Below are 24,109 nucleotides of genomic sequence, written 5' to 3' on the forward strand. Positions count from 1 at the left end.
GGTCCCATGCTTCGCGGTCGATCAGCGTCAGCCCTTCAACGCTTACGCTGATCCCATGCTTCGCGGTCGATCGGCGTCAGCCCTTCAACGCTTACGCTGATCCCATGCTTCGCGGTCGATCGGCGTCAGCCCTTCAACGCTTACGCTGATCCCATGCTTCGCGGTCGATCGGCGTCAGCCCTTCAACGCTTACGCTGATCTCATGCTTCGCGGTCGATCAGCGCCAGCGCATCGGCGCCCGCTCCGGTCACGTACAAAAGCAGTCGGCCGCACCGGACCTGGCGCGGATACCCGTCGCCGGACGCCGCCGGCAGCGTTGCCGGGCCGTCGATGCGACGAGCGGGCGATCATAACGCAGCCAGCCCTCCGGCACCAAGACCATCGACTCTAACGACGCCGGCACCCCGCCGGCCGGCTGTCGCCCCGTTACCCGGCGCGGGTCAGGCCCGCGCGAGCGCGTCCGGATTGACGAGATTCGTGCGCAGCGTGCCGGCCAGCGCGCCGACCAGGTTTTCCGCGGCGCAGCGTGCCATCGCGTGGCGCGTCTCGTGCGTCGCCGAGCCGATATGCGGCAGCGCGACGACATTGCTCATCTGCAGCAGCGGCGAATCCGCCGGCAGCGGCTCCTTCTCGAACACGTCGAGCCCCGCGCCGCGGATCATGCCCGCGCGCAACGCGTCGACCAGCGCGGTTTCGTCGACGACGGGCCCGCGCGACGCGTTGATCAGGATCGCGCCGCGCTTCATCTTCGCGAATTCGGCCGCGCCGATCAGGTGGTGCGTTTCCGGCGACAGCGGCACCTGCAGGCACACGAAATCCGACTGCGCGAGCAGTTCGTCGAACGTCACGCGCCGTGCGCCGTACTGCGTCTCGGCTTCGGCCTGCGCGGACCGGTTCGCGTACAGCACCTGCATCCGGAAACCAAGCGCCGCGCGGCGCGCGACCGCGCCGCCGATCCGCCCGAGCCCGACGATGCCGAGCGTCTTGCCCTGCACGTCGGTGCCGTACAGGTCCGGGCCGATGCTGCGATGCCAGTGGCCGGCCTTCACCCACTCGGCCAGTTCGACCACGCGCCGCGCGGACGCGAGGATCAGCGAAAACACCGTATCGGCGGTCGACTCGGTCAGCACGTCCGGCGTATGCGCGAGCACGATCCCGCGCCGCGTGAGATCCGCGACGTCGAAATTGTCGTAGCCGACCGAGATCGTCGACCAGGCCTTCAGCCGCGGCGCGCGGTCGAGCATCTGCGGCGTGACCTTCAGGCTCGCGCCGATCGCGCCGTCCGCGTTGCCGAGCGCATCGGCGAGCGCGTCGGCGCCATCGGCCTGCACGACGTCCGCATGCTCGCGCAGGTACGCGAGCACGTCATCGGGCAGCGGCTTGTACGCGACGATACGAGGCTTCATCGGTTTCATTTTCCTTGCAGCGGCGCGGCGAGCGGATGCGCATCGCGCGCCTGGGGTTTGACGGACAGCGTGAGGATCACCGCGGCGACCAGCGCGGCGCTCATGAATGCGTACGACGCGACGGGCGAGCCGGTCGCGCCGTTCAGGTAGCCGACGAAGTACGAGCCGACGAACGAACCGAGCGCGCCCATGCTGTTGATCAGCGCCATCGCGCCGCCGGCGACGTTCTTCGGCAGCAGCTCCGGCACGATCGCGAAGAACGGGCCGTACGGCGCATACATCGCGGCGCCCGCGACCACCAGCAGCGCATACGAGATCCAGAAATGCGACGAGCCGAGCGCGTACGACGCGGCGAACGCGGCCGCGCCGATCAGCAGGAACGGCCAGACGAAGCCGCGCCGCGAGCCGACCTTGTCGGAGGCCCACGAGGCGGCGAGCATCGCGATCGTCGCCGCGAGATACGGCAGCGCGGACAGCCAGCCGGTCGCGACCATCCCGAGCTCGGAGCCGTTCTTGACGATCGACGGCAGCCACAGCACGAAGCCATACACGCCGATGCTCCAGCAGAAATACTGCGCGCACAGCTTGATCACGGCCGGCGAGCGGAATGCCTCGCCATAGTTGCGCATCGGCTTGATCGCCGCCTGCTCGGCCGCGAGCGCGGCGTCGAGGTCGCGTTTTTCCTGCGCGGTGAGCCACGGCGAATCGGCCGGCTTGTCCTGCACGAGGAACCACCAGCACACGGCCCAGAGGACGGCCGGCACGCCTTCGGCGATGAACATGTGGCGCCAGCCGAATTCGTGCACGAGATAACCCGACAGGATCGACATCCACAGCACGGTGACCGGGTTGCCGAGGATCAGGAACGTGTTTGCGCGCGAGCGTTCGTTCTTCGTGAACCAGTTGCTGATGTAGATCAGCATCGCCGGCATCACCGCCGCCTCGACGACGCCGAGCACGAAGCGTATCGCCATCAGCGACGGGATGTTGCTGACCACGCCCGTGAGCGCCGCGCAGCCGCCCCACAGGATCAGGCTGACGAACACCAGCTTCTTCACGCTGCGGCGCTCCGCATAGATCGCGCCGGGGATCTGGAAGAAGAAATAGCCGAGGAAGAACAGCGCGCCGATCAGCGACGACAGGCCCTTGCTGATCCCGAGATCCTGGTTGATGCCGGCTGCCGCCGCGAACCCGTAGTTCGCGCGGTCGAGGTAGGCGAGGCTGTAGGTGATGAACACGATCGGCATGATCGTCCACCAGCGTCGGGCTGCGAGATTGGTTGCCATCAGATTGTCTCCTTTGTTGACCGGGCTGACGCTGCAGCGCTTCGCGGCCGGAACCGGTGCGTCAGCACCGCTCCGGTCGCCTGCTTTGCCGTCCGGTCTCACGCAAAGCGGTACTTGATGCACGAAATGGAACCGCGGATTGTGCCGTGTCCGGCCTCTCATTGCGCGGTGACGGTTTCCTCTAAGCGATCGGCGCGATTGCTGACATTTTCGATCCGGTCGAGTGCGTCGCGCGTCGGCAAGCCTTCCGAATCGCCGATCACCTGGATCGCGAGCGCGCCGATCCGGTTGCCGCGCGCGACGGCCTGCTCGACGCTCCGGCCTTCCAGCAGCGCGCTGACCACGCCGACCGCGAAGCCGTCGCCGGCGCCGACCGTATCGACGACACGTTCGACACGCTCGCCCGCAACCGTGCCCTCGCGGCCGTCGGCCGTCCGGAAGTACGCACCCTCAGCACCGAGCTTGATCACGACGACGCGCGCGCCCTGCGCGAGATAGAAGCCCGCGATGTCGGCCGGCGTGTCGTGCCCGGTCAGTTGCCGCCCTTCGGCGAGGCCCGGCAGCACCCAGTCGGCGAGCGTCGCGAGCGCGTTCAGCGTCTTCGCCATCACATCGGCGGACGGCCACAGCGTCGGGCGCAGGTTCGGGTCGAACGAGATCGTCTTGCCGGCCGCACGCATCTCGCGCGCGAGCCGGAACGCGAGCTCGCACGACGTTGCGGAGATCGCCGGCGCGACACCCGTCAGGTGCAGGTGGCGCGCGCCGAGCACGTAGTCGGCCACGTAGTCGTCGCACGACAGGTGGCTCGCGGCCGAGCCCTTGCGGAAATATTCGACGGTCGGGTCACTGCCGTCGTCGTTGCGCGACTTCAACTGGAAACCGGTCGGGTAACGCGGATCGACGGTCACGCACGACGCGTCGATGCCTTCGCGTGCGAGCGTGTCGAGCACGTAGCCGCCGAACGAATCGCGGCCGACGCGGCTCATCCAGCCGACCCGGAAGCCGAGCCGCGACAGGCCGATCGCAACGTTCAGGTCGGCGCCCGCGATCCGCTTCGTGAATTGCGCCGCATGCGCGAGATGGCCGGGCTCGGTCGCGACGAACATCGCCATCGCCTCGCCGTAGGTCACGACATCGAGTGCTGCTTTCATGAGTGAACTCCTCCGGATCCTTCTGCCGTCACGCGGTCGCGAGCCACGCGACGCGCCGGCATGCATCGCCCGTCAGGTCGGCCGCGTCGAACGGAAACTCGATGCCGCGCGGCGCATGCTGCGGCAACACCGCGAGCACGCCGGTCACGAGCGGGTCGTTCGGCGCCGGCGCGACCGCGAAACGGCGCGCTCCCTCGCCCTCGACGGCCTTGCAATGAATGTATTCCACATGCGGCGCGAGCATCTGCGCGCAGTCGAGCGGCGCTTCGCCCGGCCACTGCCAGTTGCCGATGTCGAACGTCATCCCGAGCGCATCGGGCAGGCCCGCCGCGGCCAGCGCGTCGAACAGCCCGCGGAACTGCGCGAGCGCGCCGCCGACCGGAAGCTGGCCGTTCTCGACCACCACACGGGCACGCGCGCCGCGCGACAGCGCGACGATGTCGGTCGCATGGGCATCGCTGGCGAAACCGCCGAGCTGGAATTTCACGAAGCGCGCGCCGAGCGCGTCGGCTTCCGCGAGCGCGTCGCGCAATGCGTCGGCGTCGAGCGCACCCGTTTCCGTGTACAGCGCGGCCGGCGTCGAATAAACCGACCAAAGCCCGTGCCCGGCCAGTTGCGCGCCGAGCGCGGCCAGCGCGCCGGGCGTCGCGTCGTCGTCCGACGCGAACAGCTCGCGCCGCACCTCGAAACCGGTCGCACCGGATGCCGCCGCGGTCGCGACGAATGCGCTGTGGCCCTCCTGGCGCACGCGGTCCATCCCGAATGCGCTCGCCACGATCACGATGTCTGCCATTTTGCCCTTTTTCACCGGAATGGAACCGGTTCCATTTGCTTGAGACGGATGGTGCGCTTCGCGTCGAACGCACGCCATAGAGGAAATCCCTAAGGCCGGGCGCCACGCGAATGCGCGCCCGACGGCGCACATCGCGCGTTCCCGGCCGGGCTTCGGCCGCTTACGCGAGGTCCTGCGCGAGACTCATTTCGAGGAACTGCGAGGCGACCCGCGACGGCGCGCCGCCATGCGGCACGAGGATGGAAAAATGGCGCGTGAGCGGCGCGGGCGCCAGCGAACGCAGCACGAGCGCCGCCTCCTGGTGACGCAGCGACATCGCGGACACGAACCCGACGCCCATCCCGGCACGCACGGCCTCCTTCACCGCCTCGACGCCCGCGATCTCGAATGCGACGCGCATCGGCGCGCCGCCGTGCGCGAACGCGCGCTCGACGAGCTGCCGCACGCCGGAGCCCTCCTCGCGCAACACGAGCGGATGGGCGGCGAGCGCGTCGAGTGTCACGCCCGCATCGTAGCCGGGCGCGGCCAGCGGATGGCCGGCCGGCACGATCGCGACGATCTCGTCCTCGTGCCACGCATGCACCGTCGTGCCGGGCGGCAGCGCCTCGCCGGGCGGCCCTTCGATCATCGCGATGTCAAGCGACGGCAGCGCGGCGACCACGTCGGCCGTATTGCCGCTCATCGTATGGATCGTCACGCGCGGCGCACGCGGCTGGAACGCCGCGATCAGGTACGGCAGCAGGTAGCTCGCGGGCGTCGTGCTCGCGCCGATCCGCAGCGTGCCGGCCTCGAGGCCGCGCACCGCGTCGCGAAACGCGCGCGCCTGCGCGAACGTGTCGCGCTGCGCCTTCGCGTATTGCGCGAGCTGTTCGCCGACCGGCGTCAGCCGGATGCCGCGGCCGTCGCGCTGGTACAGCGGCTCGCCGAATTCGTCCTGCAGCAGCCGCAACTGGCCGGACACGGCCGGCTGCGACAGATGCAGCGCCACGGCGGCACGGCTGATGTTCAGGTGTTCGGCGACGGCGGCGAACGTTATCAGTTGATCCGGGGTCATGGGGATGAATTATCGGCTTGCCTGATAGTTTACGTCACAAATCACAATTTTTCATATCGATATAACGAAACTAGGATTACACCATCGCAACACGCTCCATCACGGTGCTTCCATGTCCACTGCCCCGACTCCCCCTCTCAGCCACGCCGCGCCGTCGATGCGCGGCCAGTTGAACGGCGTGCTGTTCGTTGCGCTGTTTGCCGCCGCCGTCACGAGCCTGTCCCAGCTCCCCGCGATCGCGGGGCTCGGCCTGTCGCCGCTGATCGTCGGCATCGTCGCCGGTGCGCTGTACGGCAATGCGCTGCGCGACGGCATGCCGGCCAGTTGGGCGGCCGGCGTCAACTTCTCCGCGCGCAAGCTGCTGCGCATCGCGGTCGCGTTCTTCGGGTTGCGCGTGAGCCTGCAGGAAATCGCGCAGGTCGGCCTGCCGGGCCTGACGGTGTCGGTGCTGGTCGTCGTCAGCACGCTCGTGATCGGCACCTGGGCCGGCATGAAGCTGATGAAGCTCGACCGCGACGCGGCACTGCTGACCGCCGCCGGCAGCGCGATCTGCGGCGCGGCCGCCGTGCTCGCGTTCGAGTCGACGCTGCAGTCGAAGCCGCACCAGAGCGCGATGGCCGTGGGCAGCGTCGTGCTGTTCGGCACGCTGTCGATGTTCCTGTACCCGATCGCGTATCACGCCGGGCTGCTGAATCTCGATCCGGCCGGCCTCGGCCTGTTCTTCGGCGGCACGATTCACGAGGTCGCACAGGTGGTCGGCGCAGCCAGCGACATCAGCCCGCAGGTCGCGCACATCGCGACGATCGTCAAGATGACGCGCGTGATGCTGCTGGTCCCGGTGCTGCTCGTGCTCGGCTGGTGGCTCGCCCGCTCGGCCCGCGCCACGGCCGGCGGCGCGCAAGGCACGCGCAAGGTGGCCGTGCCCTGGTTCGCGCTCGGCTTCCTCGGTTTCGTGATCGTCAATTCGCTGAACGTGCTGCCCGCCGACGTCACGCATACGCTGAACGTGCTCGACACCTTCGCGCTGACGATGGCGATGACTGCGCTCGGCATCGAGACGCGCGTGTCGCAGATCCGCGCAGCCGGCCCCCGCGCCCTGGTGACCGGCCTGATCCTGTACGTGTGGCTGATCGCCGGCGGTTACGGGATCACCTGGGCCGTGCAGCACTGGCTTGGCTGAGCCGTCTGTCCGCAACACTTCGCGCGCCGCGCCCGACGGGATGGTCCCGCGGGCGCGGCGCAGTGCTATGCTTCGCGTCGTTTTCCATCGCCCTCTTTCAGCCGTGCTCTCGTTCCTGCTGAAGCTGCGCACTCGCGCCCAAACGCTGTTCCGTCTGTCGGACGCCCATACGATGCTGATCTGGTCGGCCATCGTCGGCGTCGGCGGCGCCTTTGCCACCATGGCGTTCCGCGAAGGCATCGACGTGATGCAGCGCCTGATCTCCGGGCACAGCGGCAGCTTCGTGCAGATGGCGAAGAGCCTGCCGTGGTACGTGCGGTTCTGGATGCCGGCCGCGGGCGGCTTCCTCGCCGGCTGCGTGCTGCTGCTCGCGACACGCGGCGACAAGAAATCCGGCAAGACCGACTACATGGAATCCGTCGCGCTCGGCAACGGCATCGTGCCCGTGCGGCAGAGCCTGTGGCGCAGCGTGTCGTCGCTGCTGACGATCGGCAGCGGCGGCTCGATCGGCCGCGAAGGCCCGATGGTGCAGCTCGCGGCGCTCGCCGCGTCGCTCGTCGGCCGCTTCGTGCACTTCGACCCGCCGCGCCTGCGCCTGCTGGTCGCGTGCGGGGCAGCTGCCGGCATCACGTCCGCGTACAACGCGCCGATCGCCGGCGCGTTCTTCGTGTCGGAGATCGTGCTCGGCACGATCGCGATGGAGAGCTTCGGGCCGATGGTCGTCGCGTCGGTCGTCGCGAACATCGTGATGCGCGAATTCGCCGGCTACCGGCCGCCGTACGAGATGCCGGTGTTTCCGGCCGTCACCGGCCCCGAGGTGCTGCCGTTCGTCGTGCTCGGCGCGCTGTGCGGCGTGCTCGCGCCACAGTTCCTGCACCTGCTCGACGCGTCGAAGAACCAGTTCAAGCGGCTGCCCGTGCCGCTGCCCGTGCGGCTTGCGCTCGGCGGCCTCGTCGTCGGCGTGATCTCGGTGTGGATTCCGGACGTGTGGGGCAACGGCTATAGCGTCGTGAACCACATCCTGCATTCGCCGTGGACCTGGCAGGCACTCATCGCGGTGCTCGTGTTCAAGGTGATCGCAACCTCCGCGACGGTCGGCTCGGGCGCGATCGGCGGCGTCTTCACGCCGACGCTGTTCGTCGGCGCGGTGTTCGGTTCGCTGTTCGGGCTCGTGATGGAAGCCGTGTGGCCCGGCCATACGTCGGCGTATTTCGCGTACGCGATCGTCGGGATGGGCGCGTTCATGGCGGGCGCCACGCAGGCGCCGCTGATGGCGATCCTGATGATCTTCGAGATGACGCTGAGCTACCAGGTCGTGCTGCCGCTGCTGGTGTCGTGCGTGTTCGCGTATTTCGTCGCACGCGCGACGGGCACGACGTCGATGTACGAGATCACGCTGCACCATTACCAGGACGCGCAGGAACGGCTGCGGCTGCGCACCACGCAGATGCGCGAACTGATCCAGCCCGCGCAGACGGTCGTGTCGCTCACCGCCAGCGTCGCCGACATGACGCGCGTGTTTCTCGAATATCCGGTGAAGTACCTGTACGTGACCGATGACGCCGGGCGCTTCCGCGGCGCGGTCGCGCTGAAGGACATCACGTCAGACCTGCTCGACAAGCGCGACACGACCGACAAGACGGCCGCGCACTACGCGCATACGCCGTTTCCGCTCCTCACGCCCGACATGCCGCTCGCGACCGCGCTCGAACGCTTCATGGCGTTCCAGGGCGAACGACTGCCGGTGATCGAAAGCGAAGCCGAGCCGACGCTCGCGGGCGTCGTCTACAAGACGTCGCTGCTCGACGCGTACCGGCGGATGACCGGCGAGCGCTGACACACACGGTGCGGCTCGCGCCGCATCGCTTCATCGCATCCAGCCTGCCGCGGGCGGGCACGACGCCCGCGAACCCGCTTCCCCGTCAGTCCGGCGCACGCCCCAGCACGACCCGCGCGAAGAACCCCGCGAGCACCGATTCGGCCACGTCGGCCGGCACGTGCTGCGGATCAGCCGTGTAGTACGACTGTACGCCGTCGCACAGGCACATCAGCCCGAACGCGAGCGTCTCGGCCGGCAGCAGCAGCGGCGTGCCCGAGCGATCGGCGAAGCGCTGGATGAATTCGGCCATCTGCAGGCGCTTGCCGTGCAGGAACTGGTTGAAGCGCACGCGGAATTTCGCGTCGCGCGCGGCCTGCAGCTTCGCCTCGCCCCACAGCAGCGAGAATTCGTCGTCGCGGAACAGCGTCCGGTAATGCGCGAGCGTCATCGCCTCCATCTGTTCGCGCGTCCCGCCCTCGTCGAAGATCGCCTCGAAATCGGCCCGCACCGCCTCATGGTTGCGCTCCAGCAACTCCAGCAGCAGTTCCGACTTGCTGCGGAAATTCGAGTAGAACGCGCCGCGCGTAAAGCCGGCCGCGGCCGCGACGTCCTCGACGCTCGCGGCCACATAGCCTTTCTTCAGAAAAATACGATGCGCGGCATTCAGCAGACGTTCGCGCGTCTGGTCCCTGCTCTGCTCGCGGGTTAAGCGCTGTGGTTTCATGGCGCGCAGTCTAGCACCATTCCCCTTTCGGATTCATCTTTGCACTCGGATACAGGTGTGTATTAGAATTCGCCACAGTTTCCGAAAGATGTTGTCCGCGCGCCTGTGTCGGCGCCGCTTGGGGCAAGCGCCCGCCGCGCTTGCCGGCTTCGTTCCGCTCCACCTCACCTGGGGGTTTCGTGAATCGCTCCGGTTCCCGCGTCGCGCTGCTGATCGGCGTCGCGCTCTTCGTCGCCGCCTGTCATCCGAAAGAATCCGCGCCGCCCGCGCCGCGTCCCGTCGTCGCGCTGCCCGCGCATGCCGACGACGCCGCGGTCGCGCGCACGCTGCCCGGCGAGATCCAGCCGCGTTACGCGACGCCGCTGTCGTTCCGCATCGCCGGCAAGATCGTCGAGCGCAAGGTGCGGCTCGGCGATACGGTCAAGGTCGGCCAGGTCGTCGCGCTGCTCGATCCGTCCGACGTCGAGAAAAACGCCGCAAGCGCGCAGGCGCAGCTCGATGCCGCGACGCACAGCCTTGCGTTCGCGAAGCAGCAGCTCGACCGCGATCGCGCGCAGGCGCACGAAAACCTGATCGCGACCGCGCAGCTCGAGCAGACCCAGAACAGCTACACGTCGGCGCTCGCGCAGCGCGACCAGGCACAGCAGCAGCTCGCGCTCGCGAAGAACCAGCTCCGCTATGCGACGCTCGTCGCCGATCATGCGGGCTATATCACCGCCGAACAGGCCGACACCGGCCAGAACGTGTCGGCCGGCCAGGCCGTCTACCAGCTCGCGTGGTCCGGCGACGTCGACGTCGTCAGCGACGTGCCCGAGGCCGCGCTCGCGTCGCTTGCGCCGGGCCATGCGGCGGCCATCACGCTGCCGTCGCTGCCCGGCCGCCAGTTCGCCGCGAAGGTGCGCGAAATCGCGCCGGCCGCCGATCCGCAAAGCCGCACGTATCGCGTGAAGCTCACGCTCGCCGCGCCCGATCCGGCGATCCGGCTCGGGATGACCGCAAACGTCGCGTTCGACGGCGCACCGGCCACCGGCGACGCGCAGCCGATCACGCTGCCCGCGACCGCGCTGTTCCACGACGGCCCGCATCCGGCCGTGTGGGTCGTGCGCACGAAGGACGACACGCTCGAATTGCGCCGCGTCGACGTCGCGCGCTTCAACGAGCGCACCGTCACCGTGTCGCACGGGCTGCAGCCGGGCGAGCGCGTCGTGCTGCAGGGCGTGCATACGGTCAGCGCGGGCGAGAAGGTGCGCCCGATCGCGCCGCTGCACCCGGAGGACTTCGCATCGTGAGCACTCCCCGCGAAGAAGGCCGGTTCAACCTGTCGGCGTGGGCGCTGCGCCACCAGGCGCTCGTCGTCTACCTGATCGCGCTCGCGACGCTTGCGGGCATCCTCGCGTACACGCGGCTCGCGCAGTCCGAAGACCCGCCGTTCACGTTCCGCGTGATGGTGATCCGCACGTTCTGGCCCGGCGCGACCGCGCGGCAGGTGCAGGAACAGGTGACCGACCGGATCGGCCGCAAGCTGCAGGAAACGCCGGCCATCGACTTCCTGCGCAGTTATTCGCGCCCCGGCGAATCGCTGATCTTCTTCACGATGAAGGATTCGGCGCCGGTGAAGGACGTGCCCGAGACCTGGTACCAGATCCGCAAGAAGGTCGGCGACATCGGCTATACGCTGCCGCCCGGCGTTCAGGGCCCGTTCTTCAACGACGAATTCGGCGACGTCTACACCAACATCTGGACGCTCGAAGGCGACGGCTTCACGCCCGCGCAACTCCACGACTACGCGGACCAGTTGCGCACCGTGCTGCTGCGCGTGCCGGGCGTCGGCAAGGTCGACTATTTCGGCGACCCGGACCAGCGGATCTTCATCGAGGTGAACAACGCGCAGCTCACGCGCCTCGGCATCTCGCCGCAGCAGCTCGGGCAGGCGATCAACGCGCAGAACGGCATCTCGTCGGCCGGCGTGCTGACGACCGCCGACGATCGCGTGTTCGTGCGGCCGAGCGGCCAGTTCGACAACGTCAACACGATCGCCGATACCCTGATCCGCATCAACGGCCGCACGTTCCGGCTCGGCGATCTCGCGACGGTCAAGCGCGGCTACGACGATCCAACGGTCACGCAAATGCGCGCGGCCGGCTCAGGTGCGAGCGGAAAAGCCGTGCTCGGCATCGGCGTGACGATGCAGCCCGGCGGCGACGTGATCCGGCTCGGCAAGGCGCTCGACGCCGAATCGAAGAACCTGCAGGCGCAGTTGCCGGCCGGCCTCAAGCTGGTCGAGGTGTCGAGCATGCCGCATGCGGTCGCGCATTCGGTCGATGACTTCCTCGAGGCGGTCGCCGAAGCCATCGCGATCGTGCTGGTCGTGAGCCTCGTGTCGCTCGGCCTGCGCACCGGGATGGTCGTCGTGATCTCGATTCCGGTCGTGCTCGCGGTGACGGCCCTGTTCATGTACCTGTTCGACATCGGGCTGCACAAGGTGTCGCTCGGCACGCTCGTGCTCGCGCTCGGGCTGCTCGTCGACGACGCGATCATCGCGGTCGAGATGATGGCCGTGAAGCTCGAACAGGGCTACACCCGCGCGCGCGCCGCCGCGTTCGCATACACGAGCACCGCGTTCCCGATGCTGACGGGCACGCTCGTCACGGTGTCGGGCTTCCTGCCGATCGCGCTCGCGAAATCGAGCACCGGCGAATACACGCGCTCGATCTTCGAGGTGTCGGCGATCGCACTGATCGCGTCGTGGTTCGCGGCCGTCGTGCTGATCCCGCTGCTCGGCTTCCACATGCTGCCCGAGCGCAAGCGGCAGGCGCACGAGGCGCATCTGCCCGACGACCACGAGCACGACATCTACGACACGCGCTTCTACCGGCGGCTGCGCGGCTGGGTCGACTGGTGCATCGAGCGGCGCTTCGTCGTGCTGCTGATCACGGGCGCCCTCTTCGTCGTGTCGCTGATGGGCTTCTCGCTGGTACCGCAGCAGTTCTTCCCGAGCTCCGACCGGCCCGAGCTGCTGGTCGACCTGCGGCTGCCCGAGGGCGCGTCGTTCGCGGCGACGCTGCGCGAAACCGAGCGCCTCGAGAAGGTGATCGACAAGCGCCCCGAGATCGATCATTCGGTGAACTTCGTCGGCAGCGGCGCGCCGCGCTTCTACCTGCCGCTCGACCAGCAGCTGCAACTGCCGAACTTCGCGCAGTTCGTGATCACCGCGAAATCGGTCGAGGATCGCGAAAAGCTCGCGACCTGGCTCGAAACCACGCTGCGCGACCGGTTCCCGGCCGTGCGCTGGCGGCTGTCGCGGCTCGAGAACGGCCCGCCGGTCGGCTATCCGGTGCAGTTCCGCGTGAGCGGCGACACCATCGCGACGGTCCGCTCGATCGCCGAGAAGGTCGCGGCGACGATGCGCGGCGATGCGCGCACGGTCAACGTGCAGTTCGACTGGGACGAGCCGGCCGAGCGCTCGGTGCGCTTCGAGATCGACCAAAAGAAGGCGCGCGAGCTGAACGTCACGTCGCAGGACGTGTCGAGCTTCCTCGCGATGACGCTGTCCGGCACGACCGTCACGCAGTACCGCGAGCGCGACAAGCTGATCGCGGTCGACCTGCGCGCGCCGCAGGCGGACCGCGTCGATCCGGCGAAGCTCGCGGGCCTCGCGCTGCCGACGCCGAACGGCCCGGTGCCGCTCGGCTCGCTCGGCCGCTTCGAGCCGACGCTCGAATACGGCGTCGTGTGGGAGCGTGATCGCCAGCCGACCATCACCGTGCAGTCGGACGTGCGCGCCGGTGCGCAGGGCATCGACGTCACGCATGCGGTCGACGCGAAGCTGAACGCGCTGCGCGCGCAGTTGCCGGTCGGCTATCAGATCAACATCGGCGGCTCGGTCGAGGAAAGCGCGAAGGCGCAGAACTCGATCAACGCGCAGATGCCGTTGATGGCGATCGCCGTGTTCACGCTGCTGATGATCCAGTTGCAGAGTTTCTCGCGCGTGCTGATGGTCGTGCTGACCGCACCGCTCGGGCTGATCGGCGTGGTCGCCACGCTGCTGCTGTTCGGGCAGCCGTTCGGCTTCGTCGCGATGCTCGGCGTGATCGCGATGTTCGGGATCATCATGCGCAACTCGGTGATCCTCGTCGACCAGATCGAGCAGGACATCGCGGTCGGCCACGGCCGCGTCGACGCGATCATCGGCGCGACCGTGCGGCGCTTCCGCCCGATCACACTGACGGCCGCGGCCGCCGTGCTCGCACTGATCCCGCTGCTGCGCTCGAACTTCTTCGGGCCGATGGCGACCGCGCTGATGGGCGGTATCACGAGCGCAACCGTGCTGACGCTGTTCTACCTGCCTGCGCTGTACGCGACGTGGTTCCGCGTGAAGCGCGACGAACGCGACCCGCAGGACGGCCCGCCGCATGACGGCAGCACGCCGGCCGCGCCGTCGGGAGCCTGACCATGGATGTGTCGATGAACCTGAAAACCCATGCCGTGCGCGCGCTCGCAGCCGCGAGCCTCGCCGGCCCGCTGGCCGGCTGCGCGTGGTTCGCGCCGAGCGGCGAGCCGCCCGCGATGCCGTCGCCCGCGCATTACGGCGTCGCGCCGCAAGTCCAGCAGACCGTGCCCGCGCAAGGCGTCTCGCAGCAGTTCGAAGTCGGCGCGCAGCCGGTGCCCGACTGGTGGAAGCAGTACCGCTCCGATGCGCTGAACGCGCTCGTCGACGAAGGGTTGCGCAACAGCCCGACGCTCGGCGCGGCGTCGCATTCGCTGGATGCCGCGCGCGAGCAACTGCGCGGGCAGATCGGCAGCTCGATGCTGCCGTCGATCGAAGCGGTCGGCCAGGCCACGCGCCAGCGGGCGCTCGGCGTGCCGATTCCGGCGCTCGGCGCACCGACGCTGTTGTACGACACGTTCGTCGGGCAACTGCAGGCGAGCTACACGGTCGACCTGTTCGGCGTCTCGCGCTTCGCGAACCGCGCGCTCGCGAAACGCGTCGATGTCAGCGCGTTCCAGCTCGAATCCGCGCGGCGCGCGCTGGCCGCGAACATCGTCACCGCGTCGATCACCGTGTCGGTGCTCAACGCGCAGATCGACACGACCGAGCGGCTCGTCGCGCTCGCAAACGACCAGGCACACGACGCCGAACGCCGCTACGCGCTCGGCTCGGCGTCGCGCAGCGACGCGCTGAACGCACGGCTAAGCGCCGACACGTTCGCGGCAGGCCTGCCCACGCTGCGCCAGCAGCGCGACTCGGCGCGCCACGCGCTCGCGGTGCTGGTCGGCCGCACGCCCGACCGGCCGCCGGCCGATCTCACGCTCGCCGATCTGCACCTGCCCGAACAGGTGCCCGTCGTCGTGCCGTCGGACCTGCTGCAAAGCCGCCCGGACATCCAGGCGGCCGACGCGGGGTTGAAGGCGGCCGCCGCCGAAGTGGGCCTCGCGACCGCGCAGATGTTCCCGCAACTGTCGCTGTCGGCGGCAATGGGCAAAGGCGGCTTCAGCTGGCCGACCATGCTGTCGGGCGCCGGCGCGATCTGGAACGTCGGCGCGTCGCTGAGCCAGCCGATCTTCCACGGCGGCGCGCTGCTCGCGCAGCGCCGCGCGGCGAAGGCGACCTACGAGGCCGCGGTCGACCAGTACAAGCAGGCCGTGCTCGGCGCGTTCCAGAACGTCGCCGATTCGCTCGCGGCGCTCGAGCACGATGCGGAGGCGCTCGACGCGTCGTCCCGCGCCGCGCTGTCCGCACGCGGCGCGTACGACGACGCGGCCGCCCGCGTGCGGCTCGGCGCGCTGCCGCCGTCGGCCGCGCGCGCCAGCGAGCTGCAGTACCGCAATGCGCGGCTCGACGAGATCCGCGCGACCGGCGCACGGTTCGCGGATACCGCGCGGCTCTATCAGGCGATGGGCACGCCGCCGGCCAGCAAGGCCGATAAAGCCGGCAAAACCGCCGAGAAGGCGGCCGGCGACAGCGCAACCGGCAAGGAAGCGCGCGCCGCCACGCCCGACACCCAGCCTTCGCCGCAATAAGCCGGCCTTTCGATCGGGCGCGCGCGGGCACCCCGGTGCGCGCCCGATTTCCGATCTTCCGCTTGACCCTCACGTAGCGTAACGTTCCAGACTCCAGTGTGCGTACCGAACGGAGGAACGAATGCAGCTGAAAGTGGGAGAACTGGCGAAACGCAGCGGACTGACCGTCCGCACGCTTCATCACTATCACGCGATCGGTCTGCTGACGCCTTCGGCGCGCGCCGACAACGGCTACCGGCTGTACGACCGCCACGACATTGCCCGGCTCCACCAGATCCAGGCGCTGCGTCGCTTCGGACTGTCGCTCACCGAAATCGGCGACTACCTGAACCAGCCCGGCACCCCGCTCGTCGATCTCGTCGCGAAGCAGATCGCGTTGCTCGACCGCCAGCTCGCGCAAACCGCGCAGCTGCGCGAGCGGCTCGTGAGCCTGCACGCGCAGCTCGCCGCGGGCACGGAGCCGGAACTGGCCGATTGGCTCACCACACTGGAGTTGATGACCGTGTACGACAAATACTTTTCCGAGGAAGAACTCGCACGCATGCCGATGTACCGCAAGAGCCAGGCGGGCGACGCAGAATGGATCGCGCTCGTCGGCGAGGTCCGTGCGCTGCACGACGCGGGCGTGCCGCCCGAGGACGAGCGCGCCCGTGCGCTCGCCGGCCGCTGGATGACGATGCTCGTGCGCGACACGAACAACGACCCGCGGCTGCTCGCGAAGCTGAACCTGATGCACGAACACGAACCGGCGATGCAGTCGAAGATCGGCATTTCGACCGCGCTGCGCGACTATGTGCTGCGCGCGGCTTCCGAAACGAAGATGCGGATCTTCGAGAAATATCTCGCGCCGGACGAGATCCGCTTCATGCGGGCGCACTACGGCGAACGCGCGATGGAATGGCCGCAACTGATGGGCGACGTGCGCGACGCCATCGATGCGGGCGCGAAGCCCGATGCGCCGGAAGGTCGTGCGCTCGCGCAGCGCTGGCTCGAGCTGTTCTACAGCTATGCGGGCCACGATCCGGCCACGCATGCGAAATTCCGTCACGCGATGATGAACGAGCCGGCGCTGACGAAGGACGCATGGGTCGACGAAACGCTGCTCGGTTTCATCCGCGAGGCGATGGCGCAGTTGGCGGTTGCACGCTGATCGCGTGATCGTGCGGGCGGCATGCGTTTTCCGCGCGCCGCCCGCGCAGCGACCTACTCGTAGTCGCGCATGCTGATCCCGCGCCAATGCCTCGTCATGTAGCGCAGAAACACCGGATGGGACTTCAGCTCGGCATTCGGCACCGGCGCCGCGCCGCCGTCCATGAACTTGCCCTTGACCGTGACGGTCTCTTCGCCGCGCAGCACGTACTTCGTACCCTGGTCGATCAGGAAGTACTTGACCTGGTCGGCGCTGACGTCGCCGCGACAGCCGAGCTTGTACGCGAACAGGAACTGCTTGCGACCGTTGCCGAGCAGGTCGGTCATTTCGATCGCGGTGGGCACGACGTCGAGGATCACGTCGACCGGACATTCCTTCACGTAGTCGCGCACCGTCCAGTCGGGCCGGCCGTCGAGCGTTGCCGACACCTTGAGCTGAACGTCGTCGCCGGATGCGGTTCTGGCAAGCGTCACCGCATGCGTGCCGGCCGCATCGATCCATGTGTAATCGGCCGCCTGTGCCGGGTAGGCCGGCACAGCGGCTGCGGCAAACAGGTAAGGCAAAAGAAGGCGTCTCTTCATCGGCGATGACGGGTTGATCGAACGCGCCATTATCGGCAAAGCCGCGTGCCGCAGCCAGTCACGCGCACTCACTCGTCGCGCGATCCGAGCCCGAGTGCCTTCATTCGCCGGTACAACGTCCGTTCGCTCATCCCCACCTGCTCGGCAAGCGCCTTGCGCGTACCGTCGAACGTACGCGCAAGGCGCACCAGCTCCGCGTCCGACACGCCGCGAGCATCCGCCGCCCGCGTCTGCGACGCCGCCGACGCCGCCACGAGTTCGGCCGGCAGGTGCTCGACCCGGATCGTCCCGTCGTCCGCGAACAGGCATGCGCGTTCGAGCACGTTGCGCAGTTCGCGGATGTTGCCCGGCCACGCATACGCATCGAGGCACGCGCGCGCACGCTCGGTCAGCACGAACGGTCGGGCCGCGAACGGCCGCGCGCCCGCATCGCCCGCGTTCGCGCGCGCGTTTGCGATCCGCTGCAGGATCGATTCGGCCAGCAGCGCAACGTCGCCCTGCCGTTCGCGCAGCGCCGGCAACGGGATCGGAAACGCGTTGATCCGGTAGTAGAGGTCCTGCCGGAACCGGCCGTCTTCGATCATCTCGCGCAGCGGCTTGTGGGTGGCCGCGACAAGCCGGAAATCGGCGCGCAGCGCCTCGACGCCGCCGACGCGCCGGAACGTGCCCGACTCGATCAGCCTGAGCAGCTTCACCTGCATCGGCAGCGGCACGTCGCCGATCTCGTCGAGGAACAGCGTGCCGCCTTGCGCCGTCTCGACAAGGCCCGGCTTGCGCTGGTTCGCGCCCGTGAACGCGCCCTTCTCGTAACCGAACAGTTCGCTCTCGAACAGCGTCTCGGCGATCCCCGAGCAATCGACGACGACGAACGGCCCCATCGCGCGATCGCTCGCCTCGTGCAGCGCGCGGGCGAACAGCTCCTTGCCGGTGCCCGATTCGCCGAGCAACAGCACCGGCAACATCGACGGTGCGACGCGCTGCAGCGCGCCGAGCGCCGCGTTGAACGCGTCGGCGCCGCCGACGAGCCCTTCCGCACTCGGCTGCGCGGACGCGCTGCGCACCGTCGTCAGCCGCTCGACATACGCGATCACGTTGCCGTCCGCATCGAAGATCGGCCGCAGCTCGACGTCGACGTGCTCGGGGCCGCGCGGCGTGTGGTGGATGTGCAGCACGCGGTTCAGCCCGCGCGATTCGAGCGCCTGCTTCATCGGGCAATGCTCGCCGGCCTGGTCGCACGGCACGTCGTAGTGATGCGAGACCTGGAAGCAGTGGCGGCCCACGTGCTCGACGCCCGCCACGCCGAACTGGCGCCGGTACGCATCGTTCGCCGCGAGGATGCGGTAGTCGGGATCGACGACGATCATCGGCTGCGGGTCCTGCTCGAGATACGCGACGAGCGCGCGTACGTCGGGCGTGACATCGCGGCGCGGTGCGGGAACGATCGGGATGGTGTCGTGCGGATGCATGCGGACGCTCGGTGACGGTTCTGCCGGACGGACTGCCAGACAGGCTGCCAATTCTGCCACGACACTGCCAGATATGGCAGTCCGCATGCTTCACCGGCTACCGCCAACGCCCGCGCATCGCCACGGCCGCGCCGAAAACCCGAGCCGAATCAAGTCTCTGGCATATCGGTCGGCGCCGCGGGACCGGTTGGCACGCTTCTTGAGATAGAGATCCCGATTGCAAATGCAGAACCCGATCGAGGACACCCCGTGAGCAACGCCCCCACGCTGTCGGTCGAAGGCTTTTTCGACCCGGCGACCCACACCGTCAGCTATCTCCTGCTCGATACGGCGAGCCGCGCGTGCGCGCTGGTCGACAGCGTGCTCGACTACGACCCGAAATCCGGCCGCACGCACACCGCCAGCGCCGACCGGCTGATCGCCCGCGTCGCCGAACTCGGCGCGACCGTGCACTGGCTGCTGGAAACGCACGTACACGCCGACCACCTGTCGGCCGCGCCGTACCTGAAGGCGCGGGTCGGCGGCCAAATCGCGATCGGTTCGCACGTGCGCCGCGTGCAGCACGTCTTCGGCACGCTGTTCAACGCGGGCCCCGGCTTCGCCGAGGACGGCCGCCAGTTCGACCGGCTCGTCGACGACGGCGACACGCTCGCGCTCGGCGCGCTGACGATCCGCGCACTGCATACGCCGGGCCACACGCCCGCGTGCATGACCTACTGCGTCGACGACGCGACGCAACGCGCGGCGTTCGTCGGCGACACGCTGTTCATGCCCGACTACGGTACGGCCCGCTGCGACTTCCCGGGCGGCGACGCGCGCACGCTGTACCGCTCGATCGCCCGCGTACTCGCGCTGCCGCCCGATACGAACCTGTACCTGTGCCATGACTACCAGCCGGGCGGCCGCGACGTGCAGTTCGTGACGACCGTCGCCGAGCAGCGCCGCGCAAACGTGCACGTGAAGGATGGTGTGACCGAGGACGATTTCGTCGCGATGCGCACCGCGCGCGATGCGACGCTCGCGATGCCGGTCCTGATGCTGCCGTCCGTGCAGGTCAACATGCGCGCCGGCCACCTGCCCGAGCCCGAAAACAATGGCGTGCGCTACCTGAAGATCCCGCTCGACGCGATCTGAGCGCCGCCGCCCCCGACCGAGAACCCCGACATGACCACCCTCCGCAAGCTGACCGACGCGCTGTCGGTCTCGCCGCAGATCACGGCGGCCGACCTGCCCGCGCTTCACGCGGCGGGCGTCCGCGCGATCGTCTGCAACCGACCCGACGGCGAAGGCCCCGACCAGCCGACCGTGACCGAGATCCGCGCGGCCGCCGCGCCGCTCGGCATCGACGTGCATTACCTGCCGGTCGATACGGGCAAGGTGACCGACGACCAGGCCGCGCAGTTCGGCGCGCTCGTCGCATCGCTCGACGGCCCGGTGCTCGCGTATTGCCGCAGCGGCACGCGCTCGGCCACGCTGTGGGCGCTGTCGCAAGCGGGCCTGCGCCCGCTGAACGACATCGTCGCGACGGCCGGCGCGGCCGGCTACGACCTGCGCGCGCTCGCATCGCGCGTCACGCAAGGCGGCCGGCAGGCGGCGCCGGCCGTCGACGCGCGGCACGACATCGTGATCGTCGGCGCGGGCGCGGCCGGTATCGCGGTCGCATCGAGCCTGCTCGCGCGCGACGCGTCGCTCGACATCGCGGTGATCGATCCGGCCGACGTCCACTACTACCAGCCGGGCTGGACGATGGTCGGCGCAGGCGTATTCCGGCCCGAGACGACCGCGCGCCGGATGACTGACGTACTGCCGCGCGGCGTGCACCGGATCCAGGCCGCCGTCGCGGGCTTCGAGCCCGACGCGCACACGGTCGTGCTCGACGGCTGCCGGCGCATCGGCTACCGCAAGCTCGTCGTGTGCCCGGGGCTCAAGCTCGACTGGCATGCGATCGAAGGCCTCGCCGACACGCTCGGCCGCAACGGCGTCACGTCGAATTACCGCTACGATCTCGCGCCGTATACGTGGGAACTCGTCCGCACATTCCGCGGCGGCAATGCGCTCTTCACGCAGCCGCCGATGCCGATCAAGTGCGCGGGTGCGCCGCAGAAGGCGATGTACCTGTCGTGCGACCACTGGCGGCACGCGGGGCGCCTCGAGGCTGCGAACGTCGAATTCCTGAATGCGGGCGGCGCGCTGTTCGGCGTTGCCGACTACGTGCCCGCGCTGATGGAGTACGTAAAAAGCTACGACATCGCGCTGTCGTTCGGCCACAACCTCGTCGCGATCGACGGGCCCGCGCGCCGCGCGACGTTCGCACGCGCGCTGCCGGACGGCGGCACCGAAACCGTCGTGCGTTCGTTCGACATGATCCACGTCGTGCCGCCGCAGAAAGCGCCCGACTTCGTGCGTTCGAGCCCGCTCGCCGACGCGGCCGGCTGGATCGACGTCGATCCGGCGACGCTGCGGCACAAGCACTTTCCGGACATCTACGCGCTCGGCGACGCCACCAACACGACCAATGCGAAGACGGCCGCGGCCGCCCGCAAGCAGGCGCCCGTCGTCGCGCACAACCTGCTTGCATCGCTCGGCCGCGCGCACGGCGATGCCGCGTACGACGGCTACGGCTCGTGCCCGCTCACCGTCGAGCGCGGCAGGATCGTGCTCGCCGAATTCCTGTACGGCGGCAAGGTCGCGCCGACCTTCCCCGCATGGCTGATCGACGGCAAGCGCCCGTCGCGGCTCGCGTGGCTGCTCAAGGAGCGCGTGCTGCCGCCGCTCTACTGGAAAGCGATGCTCAAGGGCCGCGAATGGCTCGCGAAGCCCGCGATCGCGCGTTGAACGGAGCCCGATGACGTCATGCTGATTTCCCTCGTACTCGGCGGCTTCGTCGGCGCCGTGCTCGGCCTGACCGGCGCCGGCGGCGGCATTCTCGCGGTGCCCGCGCTCGTCGTCGGCATGAGCTGGCCGATGCAGCAGGCCACGCCGGTCGCACTCGTCGCGGTGGCCGGCAGCGCCGCGCTCGGCGCGCTCGAAGGCTTCCGCCGCGGGCTCGTGCGCTATCGCGCAGCACTGCTGATGGCCGTGGCCGGCGTGCCGCTGACCACGCTCGGCGTGCGGCTCGCGCACGTGCTGCCGCAGCGCCTGCTGCTCGCGTTGTTCGCGCTGACGATGCTGGTCGTCGCCGGCCGCCTGCTGCGGCAGGCGCTGCGACACGCGCGCGTCGACGCGGATGCGTCGCCGTTGTGCGTCGGCCGCGTGAATCCCGATACGGGCCGTCTCGTGTGGTCCTGGCCGGTCGGCTTCGCGCTTGCGTCGACCGGCGCGATGACGGGCCTGATGACGGGGCTGCTCGGCGTCGGCGGCGGCTTCGTGATCGTGCCGATGCTGCGCAAGTTCACCAACGTGTCGATGCACGGCGTCGTCGCGACGTCGCTGATGGTGATTGCGCTGGTCGGCACCGGCGGCGTGTTCGCGACGCTCGTATCGGGCACGCGTGCGCCGCTCGACGTGACGCTGTGGTTCACCGTCGCGACCGCACTCGGCATGGCCGCCGGCCGCGGTGCGTCGCGCTACCTTGGCGCGCGACACGTGCAGGCCGGCTTCGCGGCGGTGCTCGTGTGCGTCGCGCTCGGGTTGCTGGCGAAGGCGGCGTTCGACGCGTGAGCCGGCGCAGGATCGGGGCGCGAGAATCGAACCCGCGCCCGGCGCGCGACGCCGCCCCAGCCGTCGCGAATTTGTCAGGACCGCATGCTAGACTCGCCGCCGCGACGCCCGTCCGTCGCGCGTTGGATACGAATAATTACTCAGGAGTCCGGCCATGCTCGTCCCGTCCGTCAGCCGTGCGGCACTCGCCGCGTTGATGCTCGCTCCGCTCACCGCGCTCGCCACGCCCGCCTACACGGCGGCATTGACGCTCGCCAGTCTCTCGCCGTCGGTCGGCGGAACCGACAAGGCGACGCTGAAACTCACCAACACCGGCACCGATCCAGCCGCCGCGGGCCTCTCCATCGGCATGCCGGCCGGCTTCACCGCCAGCGGGTTCACGAACGCATGCGGCGGCACGCTGGCCAGCGACGGAACGACGCAAGTCGCGCTGTCGGGCGCGACGGTGCCGGCCGGCGGCACCTGCACGTTCAGCTTCACGCTCGACGTGCCGCCCGTTGCATCGCTGCCGCCTGCAGGTGCGCGCAGCTTCACCGTCACGGGCACCCCGGCACCCGGTCTCGCGACGCTTTCCGCCAGCACCGCGCCGACGTTATCCGGCTTCCTCGGCGCCACGCCCGGTCTGTACAGCAACACGTGGTTCCCGTCGACCGTGCGCAGCGTCGGCACGCTCGATCTGTTCATCACGCCGAAGACGGATCCCGGCCCGAACTCGAACGTGTTCTGGTCGAATCAGATCAATTCGTTGAACGGCTACACCGGCCTGCAGTCGACCGAGCTCGTATCGGCCAGCGAAGGCACCGGCCGGCAATTCCTGTTCAGCCTGTGGGGCGCGACGGCCGCCAAACCCGGCACGCCCGCCAGCGCCGGCATCGGCGCGGGCAGCTACTGCACGGTCAGCGGCTCGGCGACCGACGGCAGCGCGGGCGCGCAGTGCCGCTACCGCTACGACTGGCAGGCCGGCCACACGTACCGGTTCCGCATTACCCCGGACACGAACCAGGGGCCCGGCTGGTTCAAGAGCAACGTCACCGACGTGACGCCCGGCTCGACCGGCGACAGCTTCGACATCGGCAGCATCTACGTCGGCACGACGCAGACGCAGGTGCCGGTCTCGTCGATCAGCCAGTGGGTCGAGTATTTCGACTGGAACTCGAGCCGCACGAGTTGCACGTCGATCGCGTACACCGACGCGCAGTTCGGCATTCGCGCCTATGACGCGATCGGCAACGCGGTGGCCGTACCGGCGCCGTCGGTCACCGTCAACAAGACCTGTCCGGCCAGCGATGCGAATGCGTCCGTCTCGAACGGCGTCGCGACGCTGGTCGGCGGCCCGCAGCAATCGGCGTCCGGCCTCGTGAAAGCAAACGGCGCATGCCTGTCCGCGTCGGGCGGTCTCGTCGACGGCCATCCCGCGGTGCTCGGCGCGTGCCCGACGCCCGCGTCGGTGCGCACGTCCGGCGGCACCCATTTCAATCCGCAACTGTGGGTCGCCGCGGGCGACGGCACGCTGCAGACCAAGTACAGCTACTGCCTCACCGCACAGGCACCGAGCGCGGGCAACGGCGCGCTGCTGCGCACTTGCGTCGCCGGCGAGGCCGATCAGCAATGGCGCGTGAAGGCCGGCACGGCGCCCGGCTCGGCACAGCTCGTGTCGCAGCCGACGGGCCGCTGCCTCGCGCCCGCGGCCGGCGGCACGCTGAGCCTCCAGCCGTGCACGGCTGCCACGGCAGTCTGGACGACACCAGGCAAGAGCTTCGCGTACTGACCGGCACGGCAACGCACGCGGCGCGCCAATACAAAACGCCCGGCCCGACT

At 69.1% G+C, this 24,109-nt stretch carries 18 protein-coding genes; 10 read left to right on the forward strand and 8 right to left on the reverse strand.

The window, feature by feature from the left end; genetic code table 11:
- Nucleotides 1-440: 440 nt before the first annotated feature.
- The 5 genes from R9B84_RS09105 to R9B84_RS09125 form a co-directional block, all read right to left on the reverse strand.
- Nucleotides 441-1,406 carry a 2-hydroxyacid dehydrogenase gene (locus tag R9B84_RS09105; RefSeq protein WP_423757727.1) on the reverse strand — a complete coding sequence of 322 codons (966 nt, stop codon included), beginning with the start codon at nucleotides 1,404-1,406 and terminating at the stop codon, nucleotides 441-443.
- Between the two features lie 5 nt (nucleotides 1,407-1,411).
- Nucleotides 1,412-2,692, reverse strand: coding sequence for an MFS transporter (locus tag R9B84_RS09110; RefSeq protein WP_423757728.1), 1,281 nt, complete (start codon nucleotides 2,690-2,692; stop codon nucleotides 1,412-1,414).
- Between the two features lie 158 nt (nucleotides 2,693-2,850).
- Nucleotides 2,851-3,843, reverse strand: a complete 993-nt coding sequence (locus R9B84_RS09115; RefSeq protein ID WP_423757729.1) for a sugar kinase — start codon at nucleotides 3,841-3,843, stop codon at nucleotides 2,851-2,853.
- Between the two features lie 28 nt (nucleotides 3,844-3,871).
- Nucleotides 3,872-4,636: a sugar phosphate isomerase/epimerase gene (locus tag R9B84_RS09120; protein WP_423757730.1), complete on the reverse strand. Its 765-nt coding sequence runs from the start codon at nucleotides 4,634-4,636 to the stop codon at nucleotides 3,872-3,874.
- 160 nt (nucleotides 4,637-4,796) lie between these two features.
- Nucleotides 4,797-5,690 carry a LysR family transcriptional regulator gene (locus R9B84_RS09125; RefSeq protein WP_423757731.1) on the reverse strand — a complete coding sequence of 298 codons (894 nt, stop codon included), beginning with the start codon at nucleotides 5,688-5,690 and terminating at the stop codon, nucleotides 4,797-4,799.
- A 112-nt stretch (nucleotides 5,691-5,802) separates the two neighbouring features.
- Here R9B84_RS09125 and R9B84_RS09130 point away from each other — a divergent pair, with 112 nt between their 5' ends.
- Together R9B84_RS09130 and R9B84_RS09135 are read left to right on the forward strand one after the other, a co-directional pair.
- The gene (locus tag R9B84_RS09130; RefSeq protein WP_423757732.1) at nucleotides 5,803-6,870 is read left to right on the forward strand and encodes a YeiH family protein; all 1,068 of its coding nucleotides are present in this window, start codon (nucleotides 5,803-5,805) and stop codon (nucleotides 6,868-6,870) included.
- A gap of 103 nt (nucleotides 6,871-6,973) precedes the next feature.
- A complete protein-coding gene (locus R9B84_RS09135) occupies nucleotides 6,974-8,707 on the forward strand; it encodes a ClcB-like voltage-gated chloride channel protein (RefSeq protein ID WP_423759984.1) in 1,734 nt (577 codons plus the stop codon).
- Nucleotides 8,708-8,792: 85 nt separating this feature from the next.
- Here R9B84_RS09135 and R9B84_RS09140 read toward each other — a convergent pair whose 3' ends face one another.
- Nucleotides 8,793-9,413 carry a TetR/AcrR family transcriptional regulator gene (locus R9B84_RS09140; RefSeq protein WP_423757733.1) on the reverse strand — a complete coding sequence of 207 codons (621 nt, stop codon included), beginning with the start codon at nucleotides 9,411-9,413 and terminating at the stop codon, nucleotides 8,793-8,795.
- A 179-nt stretch (nucleotides 9,414-9,592) separates the two neighbouring features.
- Between R9B84_RS09140 and R9B84_RS09145 the strand changes: the two genes are divergently transcribed.
- From R9B84_RS09145 to R9B84_RS09160, 4 genes are all read left to right on the forward strand, one after another.
- Nucleotides 9,593-10,702, forward strand: a complete 1,110-nt coding sequence (locus R9B84_RS09145) for an efflux RND transporter periplasmic adaptor subunit (RefSeq protein WP_423757734.1) — start codon at nucleotides 9,593-9,595, stop codon at nucleotides 10,700-10,702.
- Nucleotides 10,699-13,863 (forward strand): efflux RND transporter permease subunit, encoded by a 3,165-nt coding sequence (locus R9B84_RS09150; RefSeq protein WP_423757735.1) that lies wholly within the window; start codon nucleotides 10,699-10,701, stop codon nucleotides 13,861-13,863. Before R9B84_RS09145 ends, R9B84_RS09150 begins: the two co-directional genes overlap by 4 nt.
- A gap of 2 nt (nucleotides 13,864-13,865) precedes the next feature.
- A complete protein-coding gene (locus R9B84_RS09155; RefSeq protein ID WP_423757736.1) occupies nucleotides 13,866-15,434 on the forward strand; it encodes an efflux transporter outer membrane subunit in 1,569 nt (522 codons plus the stop codon).
- A gap of 121 nt (nucleotides 15,435-15,555) precedes the next feature.
- A complete protein-coding gene (locus R9B84_RS09160; protein ID WP_423757737.1) occupies nucleotides 15,556-16,584 on the forward strand; it encodes a MerR family transcriptional regulator in 1,029 nt (342 codons plus the stop codon).
- Between the two features lie 53 nt (nucleotides 16,585-16,637).
- Here the strand turns inward: R9B84_RS09160 and R9B84_RS09165 are convergent, their stop codons facing one another.
- Entirely contained in the window at nucleotides 16,638-17,165 is a 528-nt protein-coding gene (locus tag R9B84_RS09165) for a M949_RS01915 family surface polysaccharide biosynthesis protein (protein WP_423757738.1), read from the reverse strand.
- A gap of 68 nt (nucleotides 17,166-17,233) precedes the next feature.
- Nucleotides 17,234-18,631, reverse strand: coding sequence for a sigma-54 interaction domain-containing protein (locus R9B84_RS09170; protein ID WP_423757739.1), 1,398 nt, complete (start codon nucleotides 18,629-18,631; stop codon nucleotides 17,234-17,236).
- A 249-nt stretch (nucleotides 18,632-18,880) separates the two neighbouring features.
- Between R9B84_RS09170 and R9B84_RS09175 the strand changes: the two genes are divergently transcribed.
- The 4 genes from R9B84_RS09175 (at nucleotide 18,881) to R9B84_RS09190 (ending at nucleotide 24,059) form a co-directional block, all read left to right on the forward strand.
- The gene (locus R9B84_RS09175; protein ID WP_423757740.1) at nucleotides 18,881-19,765 is read left to right on the forward strand and encodes an MBL fold metallo-hydrolase; all 885 of its coding nucleotides are present in this window, start codon (nucleotides 18,881-18,883) and stop codon (nucleotides 19,763-19,765) included.
- 30 nt (nucleotides 19,766-19,795) lie between these two features.
- Nucleotides 19,796-21,466 carry a TIGR01244 family sulfur transferase gene (locus R9B84_RS09180; protein ID WP_423757741.1) on the forward strand — a complete coding sequence of 557 codons (1,671 nt, stop codon included), beginning with the start codon at nucleotides 19,796-19,798 and terminating at the stop codon, nucleotides 21,464-21,466.
- 18 nt (nucleotides 21,467-21,484) lie between these two features.
- Nucleotides 21,485-22,291 carry a sulfite exporter TauE/SafE family protein gene (locus R9B84_RS09185; RefSeq protein WP_423757742.1) on the forward strand — a complete coding sequence of 269 codons (807 nt, stop codon included), beginning with the start codon at nucleotides 21,485-21,487 and terminating at the stop codon, nucleotides 22,289-22,291.
- Between the two features lie 154 nt (nucleotides 22,292-22,445).
- The gene (locus R9B84_RS09190; protein WP_423757743.1) at nucleotides 22,446-24,059 is read left to right on the forward strand and encodes a DUF3472 domain-containing protein; all 1,614 of its coding nucleotides are present in this window, start codon (nucleotides 22,446-22,448) and stop codon (nucleotides 24,057-24,059) included.
- Nucleotides 24,060-24,109: the final 50 nt, after the last annotated feature.

The organism is Burkholderia sp. NLJ2 (genome assembly GCF_049487195.1).
GTDB classification, from domain to species: Bacteria; Pseudomonadota; Gammaproteobacteria; order Burkholderiales; family Burkholderiaceae; genus Burkholderia; species Burkholderia pyrrocinia.